Annotated in this window: 18 protein-coding genes; 6 read left to right on the forward strand and 12 right to left on the reverse strand. The window is 54.2% G+C overall.

What is annotated here, in order from left to right:
* Positions 1 to 656: 656 nt before the first annotated feature.
* Both ltaE and VLY20_00835 read right to left on the reverse strand, forming a co-directional pair.
* Positions 657 to 1,691 (reverse strand): low-specificity L-threonine aldolase, encoded by a 1,035-nt coding sequence (gene ltaE / locus VLY20_00830; GenBank protein ID HUK55183.1) that lies wholly within the window; start codon positions 1,689 to 1,691, stop codon positions 657 to 659.
* Positions 1,675 to 3,036 (reverse strand): MATE family efflux transporter, encoded by a 1,362-nt coding sequence (locus VLY20_00835; protein ID HUK55184.1) that lies wholly within the window; start codon positions 3,034 to 3,036, stop codon positions 1,675 to 1,677. Before VLY20_00835 ends, ltaE begins: the two co-directional genes overlap by 17 nt.
* Positions 3,037 to 3,734: 698 nt before the next feature.
* On the opposite strand from VLY20_00835, the gene VLY20_00840 reads away from it, so the two are divergent.
* The 6 genes from VLY20_00840 (at position 3,735) to VLY20_00865 (ending at position 11,778) form a co-directional block, all read left to right on the forward strand.
* Positions 3,735 to 4,562, forward strand: a complete 828-nt coding sequence (locus tag VLY20_00840) for a phosphoadenosine phosphosulfate reductase family protein (protein ID HUK55185.1) — start codon at positions 3,735 to 3,737, stop codon at positions 4,560 to 4,562.
* Positions 4,563 to 4,575: 13 nt separating this feature from the next.
* Positions 4,576 to 5,400: a metalloenzyme gene (locus VLY20_00845; GenBank protein HUK55186.1), complete on the forward strand. Its 825-nt coding sequence runs from the start codon at positions 4,576 to 4,578 to the stop codon at positions 5,398 to 5,400.
* Between the two features lie 179 nt (positions 5,401 to 5,579).
* Positions 5,580 to 6,152, forward strand: coding sequence for a DUF3332 family protein (locus tag VLY20_00850; protein ID HUK55187.1), 573 nt, complete (start codon positions 5,580 to 5,582; stop codon positions 6,150 to 6,152).
* A gap of 45 nt (positions 6,153 to 6,197) precedes the next feature.
* The gene (locus VLY20_00855) at positions 6,198 to 7,961 is read left to right on the forward strand and encodes a hypothetical protein (GenBank protein HUK55188.1); all 1,764 of its coding nucleotides are present in this window, start codon (positions 6,198 to 6,200) and stop codon (positions 7,959 to 7,961) included.
* Between the two features lie 332 nt (positions 7,962 to 8,293).
* Positions 8,294 to 9,463, forward strand: coding sequence for a tetratricopeptide repeat protein (locus VLY20_00860; protein ID HUK55189.1), 1,170 nt, complete (start codon positions 8,294 to 8,296; stop codon positions 9,461 to 9,463).
* A gap of 146 nt (positions 9,464 to 9,609) precedes the next feature.
* On the forward strand, positions 9,610 to 11,778 hold the full coding sequence (locus tag VLY20_00865; protein HUK55190.1) for an efflux RND transporter periplasmic adaptor subunit: 2,169 nt from the start codon (positions 9,610 to 9,612) through the stop codon (positions 11,776 to 11,778).
* Positions 11,779 to 11,822: 44 nt separating this feature from the next.
* Here the strand turns inward: VLY20_00865 and VLY20_00870 are convergent, their stop codons facing one another.
* The 10 genes from VLY20_00870 to VLY20_00915 all read right to left on the reverse strand — a co-directional run bounded on the left by VLY20_00870 (position 11,823) and on the right by VLY20_00915 (position 22,186).
* Positions 11,823 to 12,215: a hypothetical protein gene (locus tag VLY20_00870; protein ID HUK55191.1), complete on the reverse strand. Its 393-nt coding sequence runs from the start codon at positions 12,213 to 12,215 to the stop codon at positions 11,823 to 11,825.
* A 24-nt stretch (positions 12,216 to 12,239) separates the two neighbouring features.
* Positions 12,240 to 13,241 carry a PHB depolymerase family esterase gene (locus tag VLY20_00875; GenBank protein HUK55192.1) on the reverse strand — a complete coding sequence of 334 codons (1,002 nt, stop codon included), beginning with the start codon at positions 13,239 to 13,241 and terminating at the stop codon, positions 12,240 to 12,242.
* A gap of 57 nt (positions 13,242 to 13,298) precedes the next feature.
* Complete coding sequence (locus VLY20_00880) at positions 13,299 to 14,078, reverse strand: SDR family oxidoreductase (GenBank protein ID HUK55193.1); 780 nt, start codon at positions 14,076 to 14,078, stop codon at positions 13,299 to 13,301.
* Complete coding sequence (locus VLY20_00885) at positions 14,068 to 14,916, reverse strand: SDR family NAD(P)-dependent oxidoreductase (protein ID HUK55194.1); 849 nt, start codon at positions 14,914 to 14,916, stop codon at positions 14,068 to 14,070. The genes VLY20_00880 and VLY20_00885 overlap by 11 nt, the downstream gene beginning before the upstream one ends.
* Positions 14,917 to 14,931: 15 nt before the next feature.
* Entirely contained in the window at positions 14,932 to 15,351 is a 420-nt protein-coding gene (locus VLY20_00890; protein ID HUK55195.1) for a hypothetical protein, read from the reverse strand.
* Positions 15,352 to 16,143: 792 nt separating this feature from the next.
* Positions 16,144 to 17,022: a class I SAM-dependent methyltransferase gene (locus VLY20_00895; protein ID HUK55196.1), complete on the reverse strand. Its 879-nt coding sequence runs from the start codon at positions 17,020 to 17,022 to the stop codon at positions 16,144 to 16,146.
* 2 nt (positions 17,023 to 17,024) lie between these two features.
* A complete protein-coding gene (locus VLY20_00900; protein ID HUK55197.1) occupies positions 17,025 to 19,331 on the reverse strand; it encodes a methyltransferase domain-containing protein in 2,307 nt (768 codons plus the stop codon).
* A complete protein-coding gene (locus tag VLY20_00905; protein ID HUK55198.1) occupies positions 19,309 to 20,220 on the reverse strand; it encodes an alpha/beta hydrolase in 912 nt (303 codons plus the stop codon). Before VLY20_00905 ends, VLY20_00900 begins: the two co-directional genes overlap by 23 nt.
* 5 nt (positions 20,221 to 20,225) lie before the next feature.
* Positions 20,226 to 21,824 (reverse strand): alkaline phosphatase family protein, encoded by a 1,599-nt coding sequence (locus VLY20_00910; GenBank protein HUK55199.1) that lies wholly within the window; start codon positions 21,822 to 21,824, stop codon positions 20,226 to 20,228.
* Positions 21,825 to 21,883: 59 nt separating this feature from the next.
* Positions 21,884 to 22,186 (reverse strand): acyl carrier protein, encoded by a 303-nt coding sequence (locus tag VLY20_00915; protein ID HUK55200.1) that lies wholly within the window; start codon positions 22,184 to 22,186, stop codon positions 21,884 to 21,886.
* Positions 22,187 to 22,189 lie beyond the last annotated feature (3 nt).

Consider the following 22,189-nt stretch of genomic DNA (forward strand, 5'->3'; position numbering starts at 1 on the left):
TTTCCCGTAAAACCTCAGAAAGACCACCAGCCCAATAATACTCAAACCGATCATCAAAATGTCATTCTTTTGAAATCGTGTGGCCATAAGGTCAGACCGTCTTCGGATGGCGGATGGGAATACACTTCAAGTGTAGCCCTCAGCCGCCGTCCGTCAAGCCAGATCGTCCGGTGGACAACTTAAAATGTCGGCAATTGAAGCTGGTCTCTTAATGATGAAGGAATGGGCGAAGTGGTTTAGCCTTGGCCGCTGATTCGTCCGACGGTATCGGGCAAACCTGAACGATCGTTCATGGCAGGATTTGATATTTGATAAAGGACTATATGATGGATGGGGTGCCCGCTTTGGCTTTGACGACCGTCGTAAGATGAAACTTATATTTCAAGGTCAGACTTGGGACATGCGGTTCACCATCGCTTTGTCCGCTTATACTGGTCAGCCCAGGTGCCGCGCTGTCGAAGTCGCTCAATTGCAGCGATGATCTCCTCACCGGCAACTGCCCGATTACTCGCTTTACGAAAGAATGTCGACTTGATGGAACTCCCTGATACTCTGGACTGTCGGTGAGACTTTTTATTTTCCTTTACGATTTTTTTTCGGCCGAACCTGGGTTTCCCCATTATTTTTCTCCACGCTTTTGATGGAATGAGGAAATTCTATCGAAAGACCTTTTGAAGAACCGCGATTGCTTTGTCAATATCCTTCGCGCTCACGTCCAGATGCGTCACGGCGCGAAGCAGCATTTTGCCGAAAGGGACGACCAAGACGCCTTCTTTTTTCAGCGTCTCCACGGCCCGCTCGGGGGTGTAGCGGGTCTTGGCGATATCGAAGATCACGATGTTCGTCTCGACATGATTCGGGTGGAGTGAGATACTCGGAAGGTCTGCGAGCGCCATCGCCAGTTTCTTGGCATGGGCGTGATCCTCCGCGAGGCGTTTGATGTTATGTTTCAGCCCGTACAGTCCGGCCGCGGCCAGTATGCCGGCCTGACGCATCCCGCCGCCGAACATCCGCCGTAGTCGTCGTAGTAATGGAATCCGATCGGTCGTAGTGCAGATCAACGATCCCACCGGCGCGCCGAGCCCTTTGGACAGGCAGAACGAGACGGTATCGAAAGACTCGGCGTACTTGGCGGCGGAAATGCCGCTTGCGATGGAGGCATTGAAGATTCTTGCTCCGTCCAGATGCATGGCCACCCCGCGGCGCCGCGCGATCTTGGCGATTGCTTTGATCTTCTCAAGAGGATAGACTGTTCCGCCGCCGCGGTTGTGCGTATTTTCAAGACAAACGAGACGGGTGGGCGGGAGATAAATTTCATCCGTTCGAATCGCATCGGCCACCTGGTCCGCTTCCAGAATACCGCGAGCGCCGGGAAGACCGTAGAATTGAATCCCGCTCAGGGCTCCCCCGGCCCCGGCCTCGTAATGGAAAATATGGGCCTGGGCCTCGATGATCACCTCATCGCCGGGTTGTGTTAAAAGTCGGACGGCAAGCTGGTTGGCCATGATGCCGGACGGAACGAACAGCGAGGCCTCTTTCCCCAACAACTCGGCCGCCCGCTCCTGAAGACGGTTGACCGTGGGATCCTCGCCGAAGACATCGTCTCCCACCTCGGCATCGGCCATTGCTTTTCGCATCGCCGGAGTCGGGCGGGTCACGGTGTCGCTTCGAAGATCAATCCGGGAGTTCATGAAAGGCCTGTTCCGGGATGACGGAGGGGCGATGCCAGCGCTCGGAGCGGTAACGGATCAGGAGCAGGGTCATCCGTACAAACCAATCGACGACCATGACGCTCCAGACGAACGGGAGGCCGAATCCGAGACCGACCGAAAAGATATAGGCCAAAGGGATCCGAACGAGCCAGCTTCCCACGATTGTGGTGAAGAGGAGGTATTGCGTGTCGCCGGCGGCTCTGAGCGAGCCGGAGAGCACCATCGTGATCGCCAGAGGGACTTGTAGAATCGCCGCGATTTTTAGGAAAAGGGTCCCCAGACGAATGACTTCGGGATCGCTGGTAAACAGGCGGAGCAAAATGTACGGGAAAAAGAAAAACAAGAGGCCCATGCAGGCCATCAGCATCACGGCGAACCTATTGGCTTCCCAGTTAACCAGGTTGGCCCGATCGCGTTGATTGGCTCCCAGACTCTGTCCGACCGCGGTGGTCGCGGCGATGGAGAGCCCGTACCCCGGCATGAAGGAAAGCGCCTCAATCGAGACGCCGACCTGATGCGCGGCGTAGGCGGCCGTTCCGTAAAACATGATCATCTTCATATAGAAAGTTTGGCCGGCCTGCTGCAGCGCCCGATCTCCAAAGACCGGAAGTCCGATTCGGATCACTTCCTTCAGCAGGGCCAAATTGAACAGTCCCACATGGATCGCCCCGCGCCGGTAGAGGGCCCAGAGAAGGATCCCCACGCCGACGGCTTCCGAGATTCCGACGGCGGTGGCCGCCCCGACGACGCCGAGGTGCGGCGCCCCCCAGAGTCCGTAGATGAGGGGATAGGCGATCAACACGTGCAGGACGTTGGTGATGATAACCGCGATGAGAGGGCTGCGGGTGTCCCCCACCCCGTATAGAATGTTGGAGAGGAGATTCACCAGGGCGATGAATCCGAACGCCCCGAAGATCACTTTGAGATACCCGTCCGCCAAATGGATCACGGCCGGCTCGGACCCCAGAAAGCGCGCGCCCTCCTGTCCGAAAAACCCGCCAAACAGGCTGATCAGAATGGAAAGAAAAATGCATAACAGGATGGACTGGAAAGCGATGCGTGCCGCTTCCGGTTGCCGGCGGCCTCCGTACAGTTGGGCGATGATGACCGTCGTGCCGGATGACAACGCCCAGATGACCGTCAGGGCCATGAAGACCAAGAGCTGGCCGATTCCCACGGCCGCGATCGCGTTCGCACCCAGTCCGCCGACCAAAAAGATGTCGACGATGCTCACGGTCCGCTGCAACAGGCTGCTGAGGACCACCGGCATGGCCAGGGCCACGATTTCACGGCGGACTTGTTTGCGAAGGAGTGATCGGCTCACCCTTCCATTATAGTGCATTTTGGATTCCAGTCAAAGAAAGGATGGAGCGTTCGGCGTGCGAGGATGGAAGCCGCGTCCGATTGTGAGACGCCGCATCAATTTTCAGCGCGGCCTTTTTCTCCTCTCAGCTTTACGGTGCAGGAGAGTTCCTATTCTTGCGACCGGATCTTGGAAGGCGGAGGGTTTGGTCAGGTAATCGTCCGCACCGCAATCCAGGCCCACGATTTTTCCGAATGCGACTGAGGAGAGCGAGCCCGTCTATTTTGGGCGGCAAAATATCCAGCACGATTGCATCCGACGGGAAGTTTTCCGCCATGAACAGCCCTTCTTCACCGTCAAGCGCGGTATCGACTGTGTAGCCCTGTTCCTGAAGACCTTTCTTGACGACCGCGGACAGGTCTTGTTGATCTTCGATAGGGAGGATTCGCATTCCGCAATTATAATGCATTTCGCGTCTAAAACACTAGGCGCGTCCGGTCCGCCCGGCGGCGTGGGAACCGAGGGTCCAACCCTGCTTCTCCCCCTCCTTTAGGGGGATTGAACTTCAAGCCCGTTTTTTGTAGTGTAGATAGTCATTTCATCTTGAAATACCTTTTGTTCGGGTTGTTTGATGTTTTTTCTGGATGCATTGTAAATTGGCACCATTTCCAGGGACGGAAAAATCACGGTGAACACAACAAGCGAGTAGGAGATCTCTGATGGAGAACACAATCAACAAATCGTATTACGAAAAACTTCATTTGGACGGGAAGATCGAACAGGGCAAGCAGGTTGTCCGGGATGCATTCGACCGGTTTGGCCTGGAAAAGGCGGTCGTGGCATGGACGGGCGGAAAAGACAGCACGGTGATGCTCTGGCTGATCCGGGAGGTGAGCCGCGAGCGAAACTGTGCCATTCCGGATTTGATCTTTATTAATGAGGGCTATGTTTTTGAAGAGGTCCTGGCGTTTAAAGATCGAATGGAGCGGGAATGGTCCCTCAAAATTCATGAGGTGAAGAACGATGACGTTATGCGGTTAGTCCGGAAACCGGGCGACGTCGTCAGGGTGTCGGACTTGAGTTTCCGCAATCGGGAAGAGCTCAAAAAGCTGAACTATGCCGAGGAAACCTTTGTCTGGGAGCCGGAGTCCTATGTCGGCAACCATTTGATGAAGACGGTGGCCATGAATCTTTTTATCGAGTCGCATCGTATCACGGCCATGTATACGGGTGTCCGATGGGACGAGCAGTCGGCTCGATCGAACGAGATTTATTTTAGCCCAAGGAGGACTCCGGATCATTACCGTGTCCATCCGATCCTTCACTTCCGGGAGCGGGAAATATGGGACCTGATTCACAGCCGCAAAATTCCGGTGAACCCCCTCTATGCCCAGGGCTACCGCTCGCTGGGGACGAAGGACACCACCACCAAGACCAGTGATCTCCCGGCCTGGGAGCAGGACCTGGAGCATACCACGGAACGGGGTGGACGACGGCAGGACAAGGAAGGGATCATGGAGCGCCTGCGCGAACTGGGTTATATGTAAACAGGGCCGTTCAATGAATCATCTGATCTATCTGATCATCGACAGTGCCCGTTACGATTCCTTTGCATCCGCGGCAACTCCGAACATGAGAAATCTCGGCCATCCGGAGCGGCGATACAGCTACGCGGGATGGACTTCTCCGTCTCATTTCGTCTATCTGATGGGGATGACCCCGCATCGGAGTCCGGAGGGGGTGTTCGCCTCGGAGGTCTATAAAAAGGATTATCTGAAATGGGGGGACCGGTTGGGAATAGGGGAACTCGCGATGAAAGATTTCGTCCCCCGCTTCTGGCTTCCGCAGTTCTTGAAGTCCAGAGGGTACAAAACCCATGCACGGGTTTCGATGCCGATCATCAACCCGATGACCATTCTGAATGCCTCATTCGACACGTACAAACTGATGGACCGTTACAACGATTTCGAAACCATGATTAACGAGGTATCGTTTGACTCCGGTCCGGCCTTTTATCTGTTGAACCTAGGAGAAGCCCATTATCCTTACGGAATCCCACCCGAGGAAATGCCGTCTCTTCATGGAGAAAACGGAGTTTTCAAGCGAGCCGGGGAAGATGTTTTGGGACATCGGCCCGAATCGCCGGACCTGACCGGATACTACTTCGAGAAAAAACATCTGGATCTTTTCCGGGCGCGGCAGATTGCGGCCATCGAGGAGGTGGATCGTCTGATGGAAAGGCTGTTCAAAAAGTGCCCGCCAGGGACTCATATCATCATCACGTCCGACCATGGCGAACTGTTCGGGGAAGACGGCTATTTCGGCCATGGCCCGATCATGCATCCAAAAGTCTTCGAGGTTCCCTATATTGAAGGGAAGGTTTAATCGCTTTCCTCGGTTTTTTTAGATCTTACGTGCGGAAAATCCACGGATTCATGCCGCCTCTTATCCGGCCAGCGCGACGGGAAGTCATCCTGCCCAATCCGTATGTCTTTAGTCGATATTAATAAATTAAGAAGGAGATAATCATGAGGGTTCCGAAAGGAATGCGGTCTGCCGTTGCCATGATTGTTCTTGTGTGTTTCTTCGTTGTTGGGTGCATTGGTCCCTTTACGCTTTCGCGAAGCCTTGGAAAATGGAACGCTGGAGTCGGAAACAAATGGGAAGACGAGCTCGTTTTCTTGGGGTTGGTCATCTTTCATGTCTATACGATCACCGGCCTGATTGATGTATTGATTCTCAACCCGATCTGGTTCTGGAAAGCTCCGAACACAGGCCCGATCAGCAGTGAAAACGGCTCCAAGGAGATCGTCATGGACAAAGAGCACCGAGCCATCCTCACCTTCACCGAGAAGGAGAAAACAGTGCGAGCGGATTTATTTGAACAAGGACGATGGATCGATTCCATCCGGGTGACAGAATACACGAATGGATCCTTGGTGGCGGAAAATGCCGACGGCCGTGTTCACTTTGTGTCCCGCTCGCTTCAAAACGGAATTCAACAGGTCATCGATCCGCAGGGGGAAGCCGTTTTTTCCTATTCGCTTCTTCGAATAGAACGCCGTATCGTTCAAGCTCAACGCGGAATTAAGATGGCCGGCTCGAGGACGCTGACCCAGCGAATGGGTCAATATTAGATGGTGCCCTCTTAAAACGAGACGATGGTGACTCATTTCCTCAGGATGGCCCTGATCTGGATAAGCGTGGTTTTGTTCGCTTGCGTTTTTCAGGGTTGCGGTGGGGGGAAAAAAGGCCCGGTCCCTTCCAGCCTCACCGGAACGGCCGCCGTGGGTGCGCCCATTGCCAATGCGGTTGTGACGGTAAAAGACCGGAATGGTGTATCAAAAACGGGAACGACCGACGCGCTGGGAAAATACCGTATCGATGTCACCGGATTAACCGCCCCTTTTCTGCTCAAGGTGGATCTGTCGTCAGGATCTTCTCTCTTCAGTGTGGGGATCCACACCGGCAATGTAAACATCCATCCTTTTACCGATCTGATTATTGGAACTTGGTACCAGATTAAGGGATTGAAGGTTCTGGATGCCTTTGCCGGCATGGGGAGTTCCACACCGCTTCCGACCGAGCCTGAGGTTTCGATACTGGCAAACGTTGCCAAGGACATTGTTTGGAGATGGGTGAACGATCACGATCTTAATCCACAAACGTTCGACCTTATCACCACTCCGTTCAACGCAGACGGTGCCGGTTTCGACGCCGTCCTTGCGCTATCGCAAATCGATGCAAGCGGTGTGGTGACGATTCAGGATTCAAGCATGAATGAGACCTCCACGCTCTCTTTCGATTCTTCAACGAGCACCCTTGCCGTCAACACCACAACTACGTCGGGTCAGCAGGCAACAAACAGCATCACTACCGTTGTTATTCCCACAACGGCGGCAATTCAAACGGCCTTCAACGGGGTAAACGCCACCCTTTTGAATGTGGTGGGCAAGGCCCGTACGGAGGGTTTGTTCCTTGCCGACACCGATCTGGCTAGGTATTTTGATGACAACTACATACAGGACGGATTTGGAAAAGATGTTGGTACGGCCGACTTTGCCTCCCTTCTGCGGGGTGTTGCGCTTCAGCTTAAGGCCTTTACGGTCGATCGGATCGTCTCATACGATGATTCGGATAAAGTAATTCATGTCGTTGCCACGTTCTCATGGGCTCAAGACGGGCAGATCCTGTATCGGGTGGTTGATAAGGGAGAGGGGGGGATCGGCTTTAAACAGCAGGCCGACGGATCCTGGCGCTTCTTCGGCAATCAACAAGTTGCGAATGTACAAGCGCAGGCGATCATGGTTCAAATCATGGCAGGCGGTACAAGCGACGGTGCCTATCCGCTCTTTCAGCTTCAAGCAATCGCGCCCACGGGGAAACTGATCAGTGCCCAGGCGGCGAATAGCACTACGACCATCCCGTTGATAAAAGCGTCAACCGTATTTGTGGATACCCTTTATCCAGAGGTGGGCAGTTCGATGAGCCTCCAACTAGATCAATTCGGTGTGTTATTACCTGTTCCATCTATCGGGGAGCTCTACACATTCAACCTTACTACAAACACGAACCAGTTGAGCTATACGGACCTTCTGCGATCGATGACAACCGAATCCATCCGGATCACGAGCCCGACAGGCCATACCCTGAACGACGCCTTGCTCGGCCAGTCGTTGACGGTTGAATGGACCCTCCCGACTACTTTTCCGATCGGGCAGGTGGATCTGATCGGGCAGATAACGGTGGGGCAATCGGTCTGTACGGTCAACAGCCCGTTCCCCGGTCCCTCCTCCACGAGTGGGACGATCACTCTTCCCACAACCTGTGAAGGTGCCTCCGTCGTTCCCGGCGTGACTTCTTCAGGGTCCGATCCGGTTATCCTCCAGGTCAGAGTCCGGGGTGTGAATGGCGAAGAGACCTGGGTCCAATATCATTTCAGATAGAGCTCTATAGATACTTCGGTGTCTCAGTTGATTTGTTTGGGTAATAGGAAGGTCATGGTTCAAGGATTAATGACATTCGAGGAAAAGCTTAATAATAAGGGGTTTCTATAAAGTCCCTCAAAAGAGGGGTTGACAGACAAGGCTGTTCAGTTGTAGCATTACTATCCTCCGACGGGTGGGTTTGGGGTTTTAGGTATTTCCCGAGTCGGACAAAGTCCGAGAGAATATCGTCGATTTTCACCAGATTGTTATTGAGTAATCGATTGTGTGTCGAGGATTCGCATTCAAGAGGCTATGCCATGGATCTTCAATCAACTATCGGAGTCTAAGGGTTGTATGATCTCAACACGTCCAGCGCAAATGCGGTGAATGCCATGACGTCAAATATGCCCGGTGCGGACTGGGTGCCCCAGTTGAAAAGTTATGGATGTGGAGCGACGGCGGTCCTGCGGACTGCGTATGTCCTATTTGAGCAAAAGCGGTACGACGAGTGTACCGTCGAAGTCAAAAAAGTGTTGGCGGTTGACCCGGATCTTTCCACCGCGCTTCTGATGCTTGGAAACATCCATCTGGCCTTGGGCCAGCATGATGATGCGGTTACGGCTTACCGAGCGGCGTTGAAATCCAACGACCGATTTTCGGATGCCCACTTGATGCTCGGGTGGGTGTATACCGTACAGCAAAGATACACGGAAGCGGTTTGGGAGTTGGATATGGTCCTGAAGCTGAATTCCAGCGAAATTGATGCGTACTTGATGCTCGGGGGCATTTTTTTTAAAAACAAAGAGTACAAAAGGTCCATGAAAGCCTACCAAGCGGCGCAGCAGATCGATCCAGAGATGGCTTTTGCACATTTCATGGAAGGGAAGATTTACCTGGAACAGGGGCAGTTTTCAAGGGCCGAGGCAAAATTTCAGGAAGCCCTTCACTTTGATCCAAGCCTGGTCAGGGTCTGTTTTGAGTTGGGAACCGTTTACCTGGAAACAGGAAGATACGAAGCCGCAAGCGCATGTTACAAACAGGTTTCTAATCGAAGCTCAAAGAACATCGCCATCATCTCTGGACTCGGAGGCATCCATCTCCGGAACAAGGAATATGACAAGGCCAAAATCTGCTTTGAAGAGGCGGTGCGCCTTGCTCCCCGGACGGCGTTGCCTCATTTGATGCTCGGAGATGTTTATGTGGCTCAAAAGAATTACAAGGAAGCCGAGGCTGAATATCAGGAGGCGTTGGTTCTCAACCCAAGCCTTGCCTTGGCCCACTGGAAATTGGGAATTGTTTTATACGAACAAGGGGACTACCCACCGGCCGTGGGGGAATTGCAGGCTGCGATGGAAATCAATCCCAAGTTCCAGAAGGTGGCCAACGAATATAGGGAAGCGACCAGGAATTCTGGTTCGCAGGCCGCCTCAGAGTTCTGGAAAGAACTCTTGGATGACCCAGGGGACGAAACGGTCCACCACAAGAATTTTATTCCATCTTCGACGAGACCAGATCGATAGACGCATCCTGAAACCCGGACTGGGAGTACGATATTTAAAATCCGCAATTCCCAAGACACTTTACAAGTAGGGCGGCCTTGTCATTCGAACGACATGTATTTCGCAGCGATCTTAAAGTGGTTTTTCGGCGCACAAAGGGAGATCCTGTGCGCTACCTTCTTATCCGCCCCGAAGACAAGGAGACGATTGAGCTCGGAGCAGAGGAATATTTCCTCTGCCGACAACTCAACGGGAAACTCTCTTTTGAGGAGATAAAAAAACGATTTGATGAAGAATTTCATTTGACCTTGGATCGCGATCTATTCGAGGCCATGATCGATAAATTAAGCCAGGAAAAATTGTTCATTGGAAATTCCATCCTGGTGCAAGAGGCCTTTCCCAATTCGATTGATCCTTGGGCTCCTACGAAACAGATCAGTTTTGGATCCCCCCAAGCCATCCTGCAGCGCCTCCTACCACTTTTCGGTTGGTGTTTCAGCCTTCCATTCGCTTTAGTTTCCCTTGTTTTGTTGATCCCGGTAACGTATATTGTTTATTATTATGGAAGCCCCTTCTTGAGCATTCAAATGCGAATTCTGGCCGATTTCACCAATTTCTGGGATATCCTGTTGTTTGCGGGAGTTTCCTTCTTCCTCATTTCGATCCCTCACCAATTCGTTCACGGTCTTGCCTTGGTCCGTTACGGCGGTCGGGTCAAGGATTGCGGGATCCGTATCTATTTAAATATTTGTCCTGCGGCTTATATTGATTTCTCGGATTTTGTGTGGGTCCGGTCGAAGTCCCAGCGAATGCAGATCATCTTCGCCGGATTATTTTTCCAGCTGTTGGCCACGGAAATTGGGTTTATCGGGTGGTGGTTGACGATGGGTTGGCCCCCGTTTTTCCCTTTGTTTTTCTTGACGGTGGGAGAGGTGGGTCTATTTGCCTTTTTGGTAAATCTTACCCCTCTTACCTATGGGGATGGCTACCTTTTGTTGGCACAATGGCTTGAGATTCCCGATCTCCGAAATCGGGTCCTCGCGGCCGTGCAGTCTTGGTTTCCCGGTCAATCTCCCGTTATTCCCATGACATTTAAAGAACGCATTGGGTTTATCTTTTGTATATTCCTGCTCGTTCCGTACCTTCTTCCTATTTATGTCGTTATGGTGATTGCGGCTCAGTATGCCAACCGATTTCAAGGGATCGGAGGGGTCATCGTTGTCACCGGGGCCGCGTTGTTGCTCCAACGTCCCGTCGGTGCCATGATAGAACACACCGCACCGGTTCGCTGGTACAAACGGCTGTTATTTGGAAAAGGCCGGGGCCGGTTGATTAAAGTCTGGCTTTGGTCAAGCCTGCTTCTTCTCATGTTGGTTCCGTATCCGTACGATACCGGTGGTCCCATTGTCTTTTTTCCTGAACAGAAACTTGAAATCCGACCCCAGGTAGTTGGAGAAATCGTGAAGGTGCTGGTTAAAGAAAATGATTTTGTGCATCAAGGACAAACAGTCGCCTTGCTGTCTACCCGAGTTCATCAGGAGCAACTCGATGTCCAGGTCGCCAACTTGGAATCCGCCCGCTCCCATTTACAGCTTCTGCAAACCGGTGCTACCCCCGAAGCAATCGATAAGGCGAAACAGCAGGTAGAGACCTCACAGGTCCAATACGATTATTTTCGAAAGGAAACAGATCGGCTCCGTCCGTTGTTTAAAGAGGGCGTTATTTCGGAAGAGAAATTTCAACAAGTCCAGCAAGAACGGGATTTAAATCACGAGAGACTGGAGGAGGCCAAAGCCAATTTGAGGCACGTTCTGGCGGGCTTTCGTCCGGAAGAGATCGACGCCGCGAAAGCGGATGTCCGACGTTTGGAGACTCTCGTTGAGAGTTCCCGCCAGAATATGCAGTTGACTGCATTGACAAGCCCGATGGATGGACGCATTACAACCCCCTATCTTGAAGATCGTGTCGGATACTATTTAAAAGAAGGCGACCTGTTTGCCCAAGTTGAGAACAACAATACTCTCCAAACCGAGGTGGACACCCCGGAAGGGAATATCAGCGATGTTCATATCGGCGAAGATGTCAGGATAAAAATCTGGACATACCCATATGCGATATTCAGAGGGAAGGTCACTTCGATTGCACCGATCGCCATCGATAAAGGCGGTGAGAAAGTGATCAGGGTCATGGTGCAGGTTCCAAATCGGGATGGATTGCTGAAATCGAACATGACCGGCTATGCAAAAATCGATGCGGGATGGAAACCGTTTGGCGTCGTTCTGACTCGGGTGTTGGTTCGGTTTATCATGGTTGAGGTCTGGTACTGGATTCCGTAAATGGCGGGGGACGGCTTGAACGGCGGGCCGAGAGTTCGGTCTTGTCACTCGTCGGTGGGTGCGGTGCTCGTTTTGTCCTTTTGGACTGCCTCGAGTTTTTCCAAGTCGTTTAACGTACTTTCCAACAGGGCCTCCAACCAGTCGGCCTTAAACCTCAACCATTGTCTCTGATGTTCCCTTTCTACAGGATCCTGTGCAATCTTGAAGGGAGCCGCATGTTTTTCGGAGGCAGGATTTAACTCCTGAAGCCCTTGAAGGGCCTGAAGGGCTTCGAGTTGACGAAGCAATGCGCCAAAGCGAAGCCCCTCGAGGCTTTTACGATTAGACTTCGAGTTGTCTAACGTACGTCGCTTTTTTTGGAGGTCTATAAGCGACTGGCGCGGATCTTCCTCCGACGGTTTTTTCCGCTCATCTGAATTCTTTCGATCGATTCCCATTCGTCTATTCCCTCCCATAAACCCTTAGGGAAGGGGGTGTTTCTCAAAAAAACTCCATATCATATTGCTGGCCGAGATATCATGGTTCGTGGGGCCCATTTTTTTCTCGGACAGGGTGCTGATGCCGCCGGGCCATGTATGACCGGCCCCATCAATCGTGCAAAGGGTGACGGTGGCATCATTCGAACAGGATCCGTGTAATTCGCAGCTCACGGCGCCTTGTTTGAAGGAGACCTCGGGTGCTCCCGTGCAATGATTATGTTGGACCCAACCGGATATTGTCTCGTTCATCGAACGGTAGAGATGTTTCTCTTTACCCACCAGCGCCTTCACCTGCCCGCCGTTATAGGGCGCCCAGGGGTCTGCCGTTCCGTGAAATTCCAGGACCGGGACGGGACGGGACGGCTGACAAGAGTCGACGCCGATCGGACCGGAGACCGGGGCGATGGCCGCGATCCGGTCTGAAAGTTCGCAGGCAAGCCGATGAGTCATGATCGCTCCATTCGAAAACCCAGTTGAAAAAACGCGTTTCGTATCGATGCAAAAATTGCGTTCGACGTCGTTCAGCATGTCTCGGACGAAGGCGACATCGTCGACATTGTGCGCCTGCGCATATCCGCAGCACATCCCCGCATTAAAACTCAAAAAACGATTGCTGAAAACTCCGGTGCCGTTGGGATACACAACGATAAACCCGTTGGCGTCCGAAACAGGATCCATTTGAGAAAGCTCCTCCTGATTGTCCGCGTTTCCGCCGCCTCCGTGGAAGTTCAAGACCAACGGCGCCTTTTTCTCTTTTGAATACCCTGGAGGTATATGGATCTTATACGACCGCTTGCGGCCCCCCGATTCGATACCGCGAACGTATTCCCCCGGGCCGAGACCGGATTGCTCGCAACTCGCGCTTGCTTGGGTGATTTCTTTGGCCGGAATCTGGGCCGAGTGGCCCGTGGAACATCCCCAAAAGAAAAGGCCGCCGATCGTCAAGATCATCATCGGAAAGGATGAAAAGGTAAATCGTTTCATCGTAGTACCATCCTCTTGTTGTATAAAAGAAATGCTATCACGTGATTCTCCAGGATGTCAAGTCGAGTCCATCGGGCGGTGCCCGCTTCGGAATGGCATGATAAGCGGGGCTGGTATCAGGGTATCTTTCGGAAGCAGCAGGAGGAACAAGATAACCTGAGCGATACGCGCAGGAGTTAACGATGCCGGTGGACAGGCAATGGGGCCGTTCTGTTTCCAAAGGGGAGTATCCACCGCATCAGGAAGAATGACGTGGACTTTGACTCCGTAATGCTCAACCTCTTTGGCTAGGGATTCCGAAAAACCGATGACGCCGAATTTGGAAGCGCAGTAAACCGAATCAAACGGACGTCCTTTCCGGCCGGAGGTGGACGATATATTCAGGATCTGTCCCGCCCGTTGCCGAACCATGGCGGGAAGAACCGCCCGGTTAGTCAGGAAGGTTCCTCGGAGGTTTGTTCCGATCACATCATTCCACTCGTCCAGGGAAATCTGGGCCATTGGTTTGGGAGATCGCCCTTTGCCGCGAAGGATCCCTGCCGCCGCGACCAGGATGTCGATCCGTCCGAACCGTTCGAGCGTACGCTGGACCATTTCATCGACCGATCGCTCATCGCGAATATCCGTGACCCACCCCAATCGTTCTCCGTGGCCTCCGATCGCATTCACGATGCGAAGCGTCTCCTCGATCTGTGAAGGATCAACATCCACGACGACCAAGTTGGCATCCTCCCGCGCCAAAGCCTCGCAAGCGGAGCGGCCGATGCCGCCCGCGCCGCCGGTGACAATGGCTACAGAACCGGAGAGTCGACCGGTCGTTTGGGTTTCATCGGCCATCCGTTTCATCCTCCGACCGAGTTGCCGGGATGAAAATCGGCTTGCGGGTTTGTTTTTTTCGCCGGGAACGGAACGGCGCAATCAACGGATTGATCAATAAGGTATCCTCGGGAAGCGTCAGCATCGTAATGATAAAGCGTGCAATGGTGCGAACCGAAAGCGCTTCGCCGGGACCGGGCGTCAGCGTGGTTCCACTCAGCAAAGGGGTATCGACCGCGTCCGGAACAAGAGTTTGTACCCGAATTCCGAAGGCACGTACTTCTTCGGCCAAGGCTTCGGTCAGCCCCATCAACCCGAATTTGGATGCGCAGTAGGCCGCGGCATAGGGTTGGCCGGATGTCGCGCCTCTTGCGGAGGAGATATTAATGATTTGCCCGCGGCGCTGAGCCGTCATGGTTTCCAAAACCGCCCGGTTGCTCAAGAAGACCCCTTTTAAATTGGTATCGATCATCTCGTCCCATGCGGTGGTGGGAAGCTGTGCGACAGGGTAGGGAATTCCTCCCCGGTTCGTTTGGCTGGGCTGTCCGAGACCGGCGCATGTGATGAGGATGTCGATCCGGTTGAAGCGCTCCAGGGTTTTCCGAACCATCGCCTTCATGTCCGCTTCCGAGCGCACATCGAGCGCGAGTCCCAAGACGTCCGGAGCCGTCTGACCGGGTCGTTCTATGGTGAGCTCCGCAACCGCAAGCTTGACCCGGTCCAGGGTCCGGCCAACAAGGACAAGTCTTGCGCCTTCCTGAATCAGCGCCGCCGTCACGGCACGTCCGATCCCTCCGGTTCCCCCCGTCACGATTGCGACCTGGCCTTTGAGACGGCCGGACGCTTCATTCTCAAGCATGCCTTCCTCCACCCGTTATGAATCCGTGAACCGCCCGTCCGGCCGGGTCGATACCGACAATTCTTTCACTGGAATTCCATCGCTCCACGTTCCCATATAGCGCTGCGCCGGGGTATTTCCGAGAGCTTTTTCACGATGCTGCCCGTGGAAGGCCGCCGATATGGCCGCGTCCAGAAGTTTCCAGTGGCCGTAGAAGTCCAGTGCGTCGGCACGAGCGCTCCTCAATCCCGCCGCAGACAGTGCCTGCTCCCGGCGCAACGCCGCCTGCGGCGTGAGCCGAAGACCCACATCGGCCCGCTCCGAGAGGGGCGCACTGTGATCGGCGATTAATGGAGGAAAACCGTGGCGGTCCGATCGCACCAGAATGATATTTCGATTCTCATCCGGAATCCCGGAAAGCGCGTTGTAGATGGCCAGAGGTTGGTCAAAAGGCAAATGACGGTCCTCCTCCCCTGCGACAACCAAAGCCAGGACGTGTGGGGAAACTTGTCGCAGGTCCTTCAACGATACTGAAAACCGTCGGCCCCACCCCGCCTGTACCAGCATTAACACCCGAGGATCAGGAAGAGGACCCGGCGCGAGAGACGCGCATTTGGATGCGATCAACCCGCCCAGAGAATGTCCGGCAAAGGCCCAGCGGTCAGGGAGCGGACGGACCGGTCCTCTGTCCTTCAAACGTTGAAGTCCCAAGCGGATTCCTTCGATGGCATTGGCCATCATTCCCTCAAACGGCGTGAAAAATGAAGCTTGATACACTGGGTATAACACGACGTTGCCACGACGGACGAGATGGACAATCCAAGCACCATAATTGATTGGATTGACCCCCAACCAGCCATGAAAGAAAACCACAACCGGTGTGGATTCGGGCACCGGATCATTCGGCGTAAAGAGCCAGCATCCTTGTTCCCCCCGGCCGACACGGTGTTGAGAAAAACCGTTGTGAAGATATTCGGTTCCACCCGGACCGGTTTGGGGCTGGTCGGGAGGACGAGCCGGCCCAACCTCGTTATTATTGGATTCAAAACGCATCGGAACCCGAGCGGGCCCGATGACCTTTCTCTCGGTCATCGGACAATATTCAAGAATCCTTTGACCCGTTCGACCCGGTCGTGCCAGGATCAAGTCGGGCATCGCAGGCTTAATCAATCGTTATCCCGAGGCGGTTTCAGTAGCCGTGGTGGGCGTAAGGTTGTCTCCGAGAACGCCGCTTCAATCAAGACGTCCTCAATCGTCTGACACCAGCGCGGCGACCTCCAACCAGAGCCGCGGGACGCTTTTCATGTTAACCGCGGCCAAGGCCGGACCGGACGCCGCCTGCAGTGCCTCGCACGCCAGCGTCACCGGGTACCCGCTCAACAAGACGCAGGCCAGCCCCGCGTACGCTCCGACGGTTTCAAAGCTGCGTTGGTCCATCATTACGGTTCGTTCGTAATGGCTGCGGATGCGAAACCCGTTTTTTCCCAGCCGCTCGCACCATTCCGTGAGCGTCGGCCATTGTTTTGAAAATGCCGCCGCCACTCGGCCCCGAACCCTGCGAATTCCCTCCCGTCCGTTGCGCTTGAGTTCCTCATCCCTGTTTTTGATGAATCGCAAGGCTTCAATCATCCATTGGTGATAAAATTTCTCGGTTCCGGGAGAAAAGGTTCCCGCATAAAAGGAGCTGTTAAAGGCGAGCAAACCGCCGGGACGGAGGACACGGCGAATCTCCCGAAGCAGGAGGTCCGTATCCGGGAGGATGTGAATCGCATTTCCCATGACGACCGCATCAAACCGACTGTCCCGAATCGGAAGGGTATCGGCCGAGGCTTCTACCAGACCGAAGGACCGTCCAAAGTCAAATGGCTCGCGGTTCAGAAAACCGGAGCGGTTCAAGCGACTCCGGGTCAGAAGCAAGGATTCATGGGAAAGATCGCTTTGAACGATTCGGAGTTTCGGGTGCGCCTGTAGCATCATGACACTGAGGATGCCCGTGCCGCAAGCCAGATCCAATATGTCGCTGCAGGATTCGATCGGAAGGGTGTTGATGAACGCCCGATTGGCTTCCAAGTATTCGGGTTCATCCGAATACGGTTCATAGGATGTAACGATCGTTGGTTTGTCCATCTTCAACCTGCCATGTGTTTTGTTGCGGCCGCTAAAACGTAATAACGAAGATTAAGAAGACTCCGATTCACATGGGACATGATCCCGTTGAAGACTTCGGTGTCGATTTCCCGTGCACGGAATCGATCCAGGGCCGTTCGGCTGATGTACCTGTGATAGCTCTCAGCGCATTCTCGAGTTGCGTCGATGACTTGTACCTCGGAAAATCCGATTTTCTCCAGCAGGGTGTGGTAAGCATTGACATCCCGGAGATAGTTTCCTTTATTTCGACTCCAATCGGTCAGTTCCCCGGTTCTGGAATAGAGGGTGTCGGCGAGGACAAGACGGCCCCCGGGTTGAAGAATCCGGAACGCCTCTTTTAGGAAAGAGGCGCGATGAGGGAAGAAGCCGGCCCGTTCGACACAGAGAATGCCGCCGAAAGTTCCATCTGGAAAATCCATGTCCGCGGTGTCCATATGGTGGATGAAGGATAGGCCGGGCTGCTCTCGTTCCAAATTCCTCCAAAGGGGATTGCGGTAACCGGTTGCCGTGATCCGTTGCGGAGGCAATTTTCGTATAAGATAGCGCGTTGATCCGCCGCGGCCGCAATCCACATCAAGAATCCGACCGGAGACCGGTCCCAAGAGCTTTAAGAGCCGGTCCATCAGATGCTCGCAAGCCTGTCGGGCCGATTGGGCACCGTCCTCCCAGTAGCCCATCTGATCGAAGTCGCTTTTTTCATAAAAGTCATCGACTCGATCGGCATAGAATTCCCGATCAAATTGTCGGTGGACAATCCGCATGGCTGCACGTTCGGGGTCTTTTTGTTTCTGCGCTAATGGCGATTCGGTGCCGCGCTCCTGGTTTTTTTTCTTTCCAATCCAGATCTCGCACCCACCTCTGGGGTTGGGCTGATATTTCCAACCCGATTCGGTTTTGACACCGACAAGCGGCCCGAATGGATTGGCTGTTCCGACGAACAGACCGCTAGGTGTCGAGCTCATGTTTCGAATACCAAAATTGAAAGGGGTTCCGAAACCGTCCAAGGAGACAGGATGCCAGTGGATGCCGTCTCGGGTTCGCCATAACTCGCACCCTCCGGACCGGAGTGTGAGTTCCTCGACCCCTACTTTTTGGATTTGTTGAACAAGGGCTTCGGGAAAACCCTCGAATGTCAGGAACGGAAGAAAACAGCCCCAGTTGTATGTGGCCACGTAAAGCCATTCCTCATGCACGCACATTCGCCAGGTATAACCGTTGAAAAAATTATTGAATCCCGGTCCCAAGCCGCTTAATGGGATTTTAAACCCTTCCGGCGTGACCCGAGGAGCCCCCACCAACAGCTCCCATGTGTCATCGGGGTAGACACGGATGACCTCGGAAGCTGCCGGTCCTACCTTATGATAGCGATTGTATCCCCCGCCCGCAATGCCGGTCCCCACATAGAGCGCCCCGTTGAAGACGAAGAGGCTGGCCACCCCTTCGTTGTCGATTCCACGATAGGCTCCGGATGTTAGCACACGGGTCCATGTGTAGGGAGGAGAGCTCTCGGCGCGGGTCTTCCAGAGTTCAAATCCGGTTGCCGGGTTCAGCGTGCCGGCATAAAGGTAGCCGTTGAAGGCGGTCATTTCAAAGATGCCCAGGTTGCCCGGGTGTCCGAATCCGAGATGATTCACGGTCCGCCATTGTCCACCCGCCGGGTCGTCTGTTTCGAGGATCACCGGAAGCTCTGCTTCGTTGGGACCGTGTCCTGCCCTCCCGACCGGCGAGGTATAGAGCCGTCCGTTGAAGGCTTGGAGGGTGCGAAAACAGACCATGCTGGGGTGTCCGAGGCCCGGTTCGCTGACGTCTGTGAAAGACCGACCATCTTCCGAGCGAATGAACCGGGATCCGGTCGCCGACCAACTGCTCAGATAAAGCACCGGTCGTCCGTCGCTTTTCCCCTGGAAAACAGCCATCCCTCGATATCCGATGTCGCGCATTTCCTCCTTGCCGTTTCGCATGATCATCGGAGAAATATGTACCATTTCCCACTTCTCCACGCGGGGATCGTATCGCCAGATTTGAGCCCGAAGCTCCTGGGGGTCCGGCGGGCTTGTACACCGGACTGGCCAGCAATTCATCTTGAGGGGATTGCGCGCATTGACTAGGCAAAGATTGTCGCGGGTTGTGCCGACATAGAGGTAGCCGTCGAACCAGGCCATCGAATGAGGGTAAGAATTACGGGCATCTCCAAATCCTCGGATGGCGATCTGTGTGAAGTCGTTCAGGGTCAATCCCCGCCGGGGAATACGGGACGCTTCGTGTTTAATGAGCGTTTGGGTTGGCATCCCTATCACCTGCCCAAGCTTCTATCGGTTGCAGTGTGGAGCGCGGGTCCTTCTCGATAAATTCTATGAGAAGTTGGGCAAACCTTCCGGGAACCTCGACCGGAAAGAAATGACCGACCCCCGGCAGGATGACGGTCTCGTGCCGGGGCAATAATTTTTCCAATCGGAGACAAGTCTTCAGGCAGCGGGAGTTCTCACCGAAGATCAACAGCGTTGGGGTCTCGACCTTTTGGATGAGCGCGCGATCCAATCCCGAGATGCTGAGGACATCCTTTTGAAATGTGGTGGTCGTTCGCAGGCGGAGCCATTTTCTTGCGGTCCGGCTGTTCGGATTCCATGAACCGAATGCGATCGCAAGTCCCTGATCCGTTCCCGGTCTCGGAACCGGTCCGACCAGTTCCTCCAGCATGGTGTAGACGACCTTGGGAGTATCGTCCGCAACAGGGATTCCCCGGTCCTGTAGTTTTTTCCGACGGGCTCTCCAGAACGGGCCGTCCTTGCCGGAAGGGATCGGCTGAAGCGCGTGAACACGACAATCGGCCAGGGTGAGCGTCTCGAACCGTTCCGGGTGCAGCGCCGCACTATGCAGGGCCACCGCACCGCCGAAACTGTGCCCGACGAGATGGGCCCGAGGGATCTTCAGATGGTCCATCAGGCCGATCAGGTCCGATGCCATGTGGGCGGTCGTATAGTCTGAGGCTGGCATATCGGTGCCGCCGTGGCCGCGCAAGTCAAAGACCGTGACTCGGAAGGCCTTGCTGAGATGGGGGACGACTTGGAGAAACCAGAACGCCAGATTGGCTGCGAGTCCATGCACCATGATAAGATCCGGGCCGGATCCCGCTGTCTCATACTGAATTTGAAGTCCGTTGATCAGCGCCTTGGCCATCTTCGTCACATGTATCCCAAAGTTTTGAGCCGATCCATGACTTGGGCCTGTTCGGCTGCAGTCATCGTGGCCTGTTTTTCCTGGTCCCGGCTATTATCCGGGGCGAGTGTCGGAGACCCGATCCGGATCGGCATTTCCTGAAAAACTTCCGGCTTGAAAATCTCGGTCGCCACACTTCCTTCCAGGTCCTCGGGTACCGGGAGCCCAATGCTGTACAATAGCGTCGGAGCGACATCCAGTATGGACCGTGGAGCGGCTAAAAGACCTTTTTTAATTCCCTTCCCGGAGGCGAAAAAGATGCCCTCGTGGCGATGGGTGCCGTTAACCTCAGGGCGGGGTTTCAAGGGCGACCGAGCGTTCAGGATTGAGACGAAACCGTTGTCTCTGAGCACCAAGGTCAGGTCCGGGGCCTGAGACATGTAGGGCCCCGGAAAGGCCTCTTCCCGCGTGAGAATCTTTTTGACGACGCGATCACCCGTCGCCGGGTCGCGGAATTCGTTCAAACGAGCCACCAGCCGTGCGCGGAAAGACTCGTATTCCGAAAGGGGGATACCCGGTTTCCCCGGCCCCGTCGATGTCCGGATATAAATGCCGTTGCTGCTGGATGTCCGGACGTAAGCGGTGGTCCGGTCCCAATCGATCGTTTCGTAATGTTCGCGGAGGCGTTCTGCGGTCAAGGAATCGGATTGATCCTCCGGTGTGCCTTCTTTCCACGTGAGATAGCCGTTTTGATTCAGCCAGGCGTTAGCATAAAAGATCTCATGAGTCGGACCGAACCCGTGATCGGAGGCCATGAATACCCGGGAATCCGGCCCGGCGATTCGGACCAGCTCGCTCAAGAATCCGTCCAGCCGACGGAAATAGTCCCGGCAGATCTCTCGGACGCGGATTTCCCAATCGGAGGGATTCGGAGGAAAGTACGCGGGGTCCAGAAACCTCCAGACCAGATGCTGAAGTTTGTCGACTCCGTCGAATACGACCGCCGTCAGGTCGGTCGGGTCGGTCAGCATGAGGTGGCTCGTGATCTCGAACCACTGCCGTTCCTTTCGGATATTGTACTGGATCCACTCCTCGCAGTCTTCTTTGGCCAGCCCGAGCAGGGGTTTGCGTCCCTGATCCACGTCCCACGAGACGTCTTTGACGTTGAAACCGGAAAGCACCTTGAGTTGATCGTAAAGTCCGGGAGGGTAGACGTTCAGCTTTAGATTTCTCGATGTGACGAAGCCCGGCACGATATGTCCCTTGACGGGTCTCGGAGGGTACATCGCGATGAAATTGAGACATGTGATGCTTTTATTGTTTCGGCTTGCGATCGACCAGATGGTCTCGCAGCGGACATCGCGCGCGTTGATGAGGGTGAAGAAGATCGTCTTCTCTTTCTCCTCGCCTCGAATGAAATCGTAGACGCCGTGATGTCCCGGACCTCGCCCCGTCATCATCGATGTGAAGGCCGGAGGGGTGAGGGGATTCGGAGTGGAAAGGAGTTCGCCCCTCGTCCCGTTCTCCAAAAAGCTTTTGAGAAACGGCATAACGCCGTCCTCCATGAGCGGATTCAGAACGTTGAATGTCGCTCCATCCAGAGCGATCAAGAGCGTGCGAGCCATTTTGTTATCTCCATGTGAGTATAATAAAAACCATCGAAACGAGCGGGTATAAGCCGGAATCAGATATGAGCTTTCAGAAAATCGGCAATCCGAGAAACCTGAAGATCGTTCACGTATCGGCCGTTCTCCATAACCAAATCCTCGAATGGAATGTCGTGCTTGCCGAATCGCTCCTGAATGGCCACGATGAGATGAACCACATCGACTGATTCAAAAGCCAAGTCGCCCATGAGTCGGGTTTCGCCAGTAATCTGGCCCGAAAATCCGGTGTCCCAGTCGCTCGTTATGTCCTCGATGATCTTGATCAGTTGGTTTTGGACCGTTCCGGAGTTCACTCCTGTGTTCTGTCGGATGTTCTCCATACC

The sequence above is a fragment of the Nitrospiria bacterium genome, assembly GCA_035517655.1.
In the GTDB taxonomy this organism is placed as follows: Bacteria; Nitrospirota; Nitrospiria; order JACQBZ01; family JACQBZ01; genus JACQBZ01.

Coding starts and splice junctions, on each gene's coding strand:
- ltaE (HUK55183.1), bottom strand. CDS start 1,691: ATGAACTCCCGGATTGATCTTCGAAGCGACACCGTGACCCGCCCGACT.
- VLY20_00840 (HUK55185.1), top strand. CDS start 3,735: ATGGAGAACACAATCAACAAATCGTATTACGAAAAACTTCATTTGGAC.
- VLY20_00845 (HUK55186.1), top strand. CDS start 4,576: ATGAATCATCTGATCTATCTGATCATCGACAGTGCCCGTTACGATTCC.
- VLY20_00850 (HUK55187.1), top strand. CDS start 5,580: ATGATTGTTCTTGTGTGTTTCTTCGTTGTTGGGTGCATTGGTCCCTTT.
- VLY20_00855 (HUK55188.1), top strand. CDS start 6,198: ATGGCCCTGATCTGGATAAGCGTGGTTTTGTTCGCTTGCGTTTTTCAG.
- VLY20_00870 (HUK55191.1), bottom strand. CDS start 12,215: ATGGGAATCGATCGAAAGAATTCAGATGAGCGGAAAAAACCGTCGGAG.
- VLY20_00875 (HUK55192.1), bottom strand. CDS start 13,241: ATGAAACGATTTACCTTTTCATCCTTTCCGATGATGATCTTGACGATC.
- VLY20_00880 (HUK55193.1), bottom strand. CDS start 14,078: ATGGCCGATGAAACCCAAACGACCGGTCGACTCTCCGGTTCTGTAGCC.
- VLY20_00885 (HUK55194.1), bottom strand. CDS start 14,916: ATGCTTGAGAATGAAGCGTCCGGCCGTCTCAAAGGCCAGGTCGCAATC.
- VLY20_00895 (HUK55196.1), bottom strand. CDS start 17,022: ATGGACAAACCAACGATCGTTACATCCTATGAACCGTATTCGGATGAA.
- VLY20_00900 (HUK55197.1), bottom strand. CDS start 19,331: ATGCCAACCCAAACGCTCATTAAACACGAAGCGTCCCGTATTCCCCGG.
- VLY20_00905 (HUK55198.1), bottom strand. CDS start 20,220: ATGGCCAAGGCGCTGATCAACGGACTTCAAATTCAGTATGAGACAGCG.
- VLY20_00910 (HUK55199.1), bottom strand. CDS start 21,824: ATGGCTCGCACGCTCTTGATCGCTCTGGATGGAGCGACATTCAACGTT.
- VLY20_00915 (HUK55200.1), bottom strand. CDS start 22,186: ATGGAGAACATCCGACAGAACACAGGAGTGAACTCCGGAACGGTCCAA.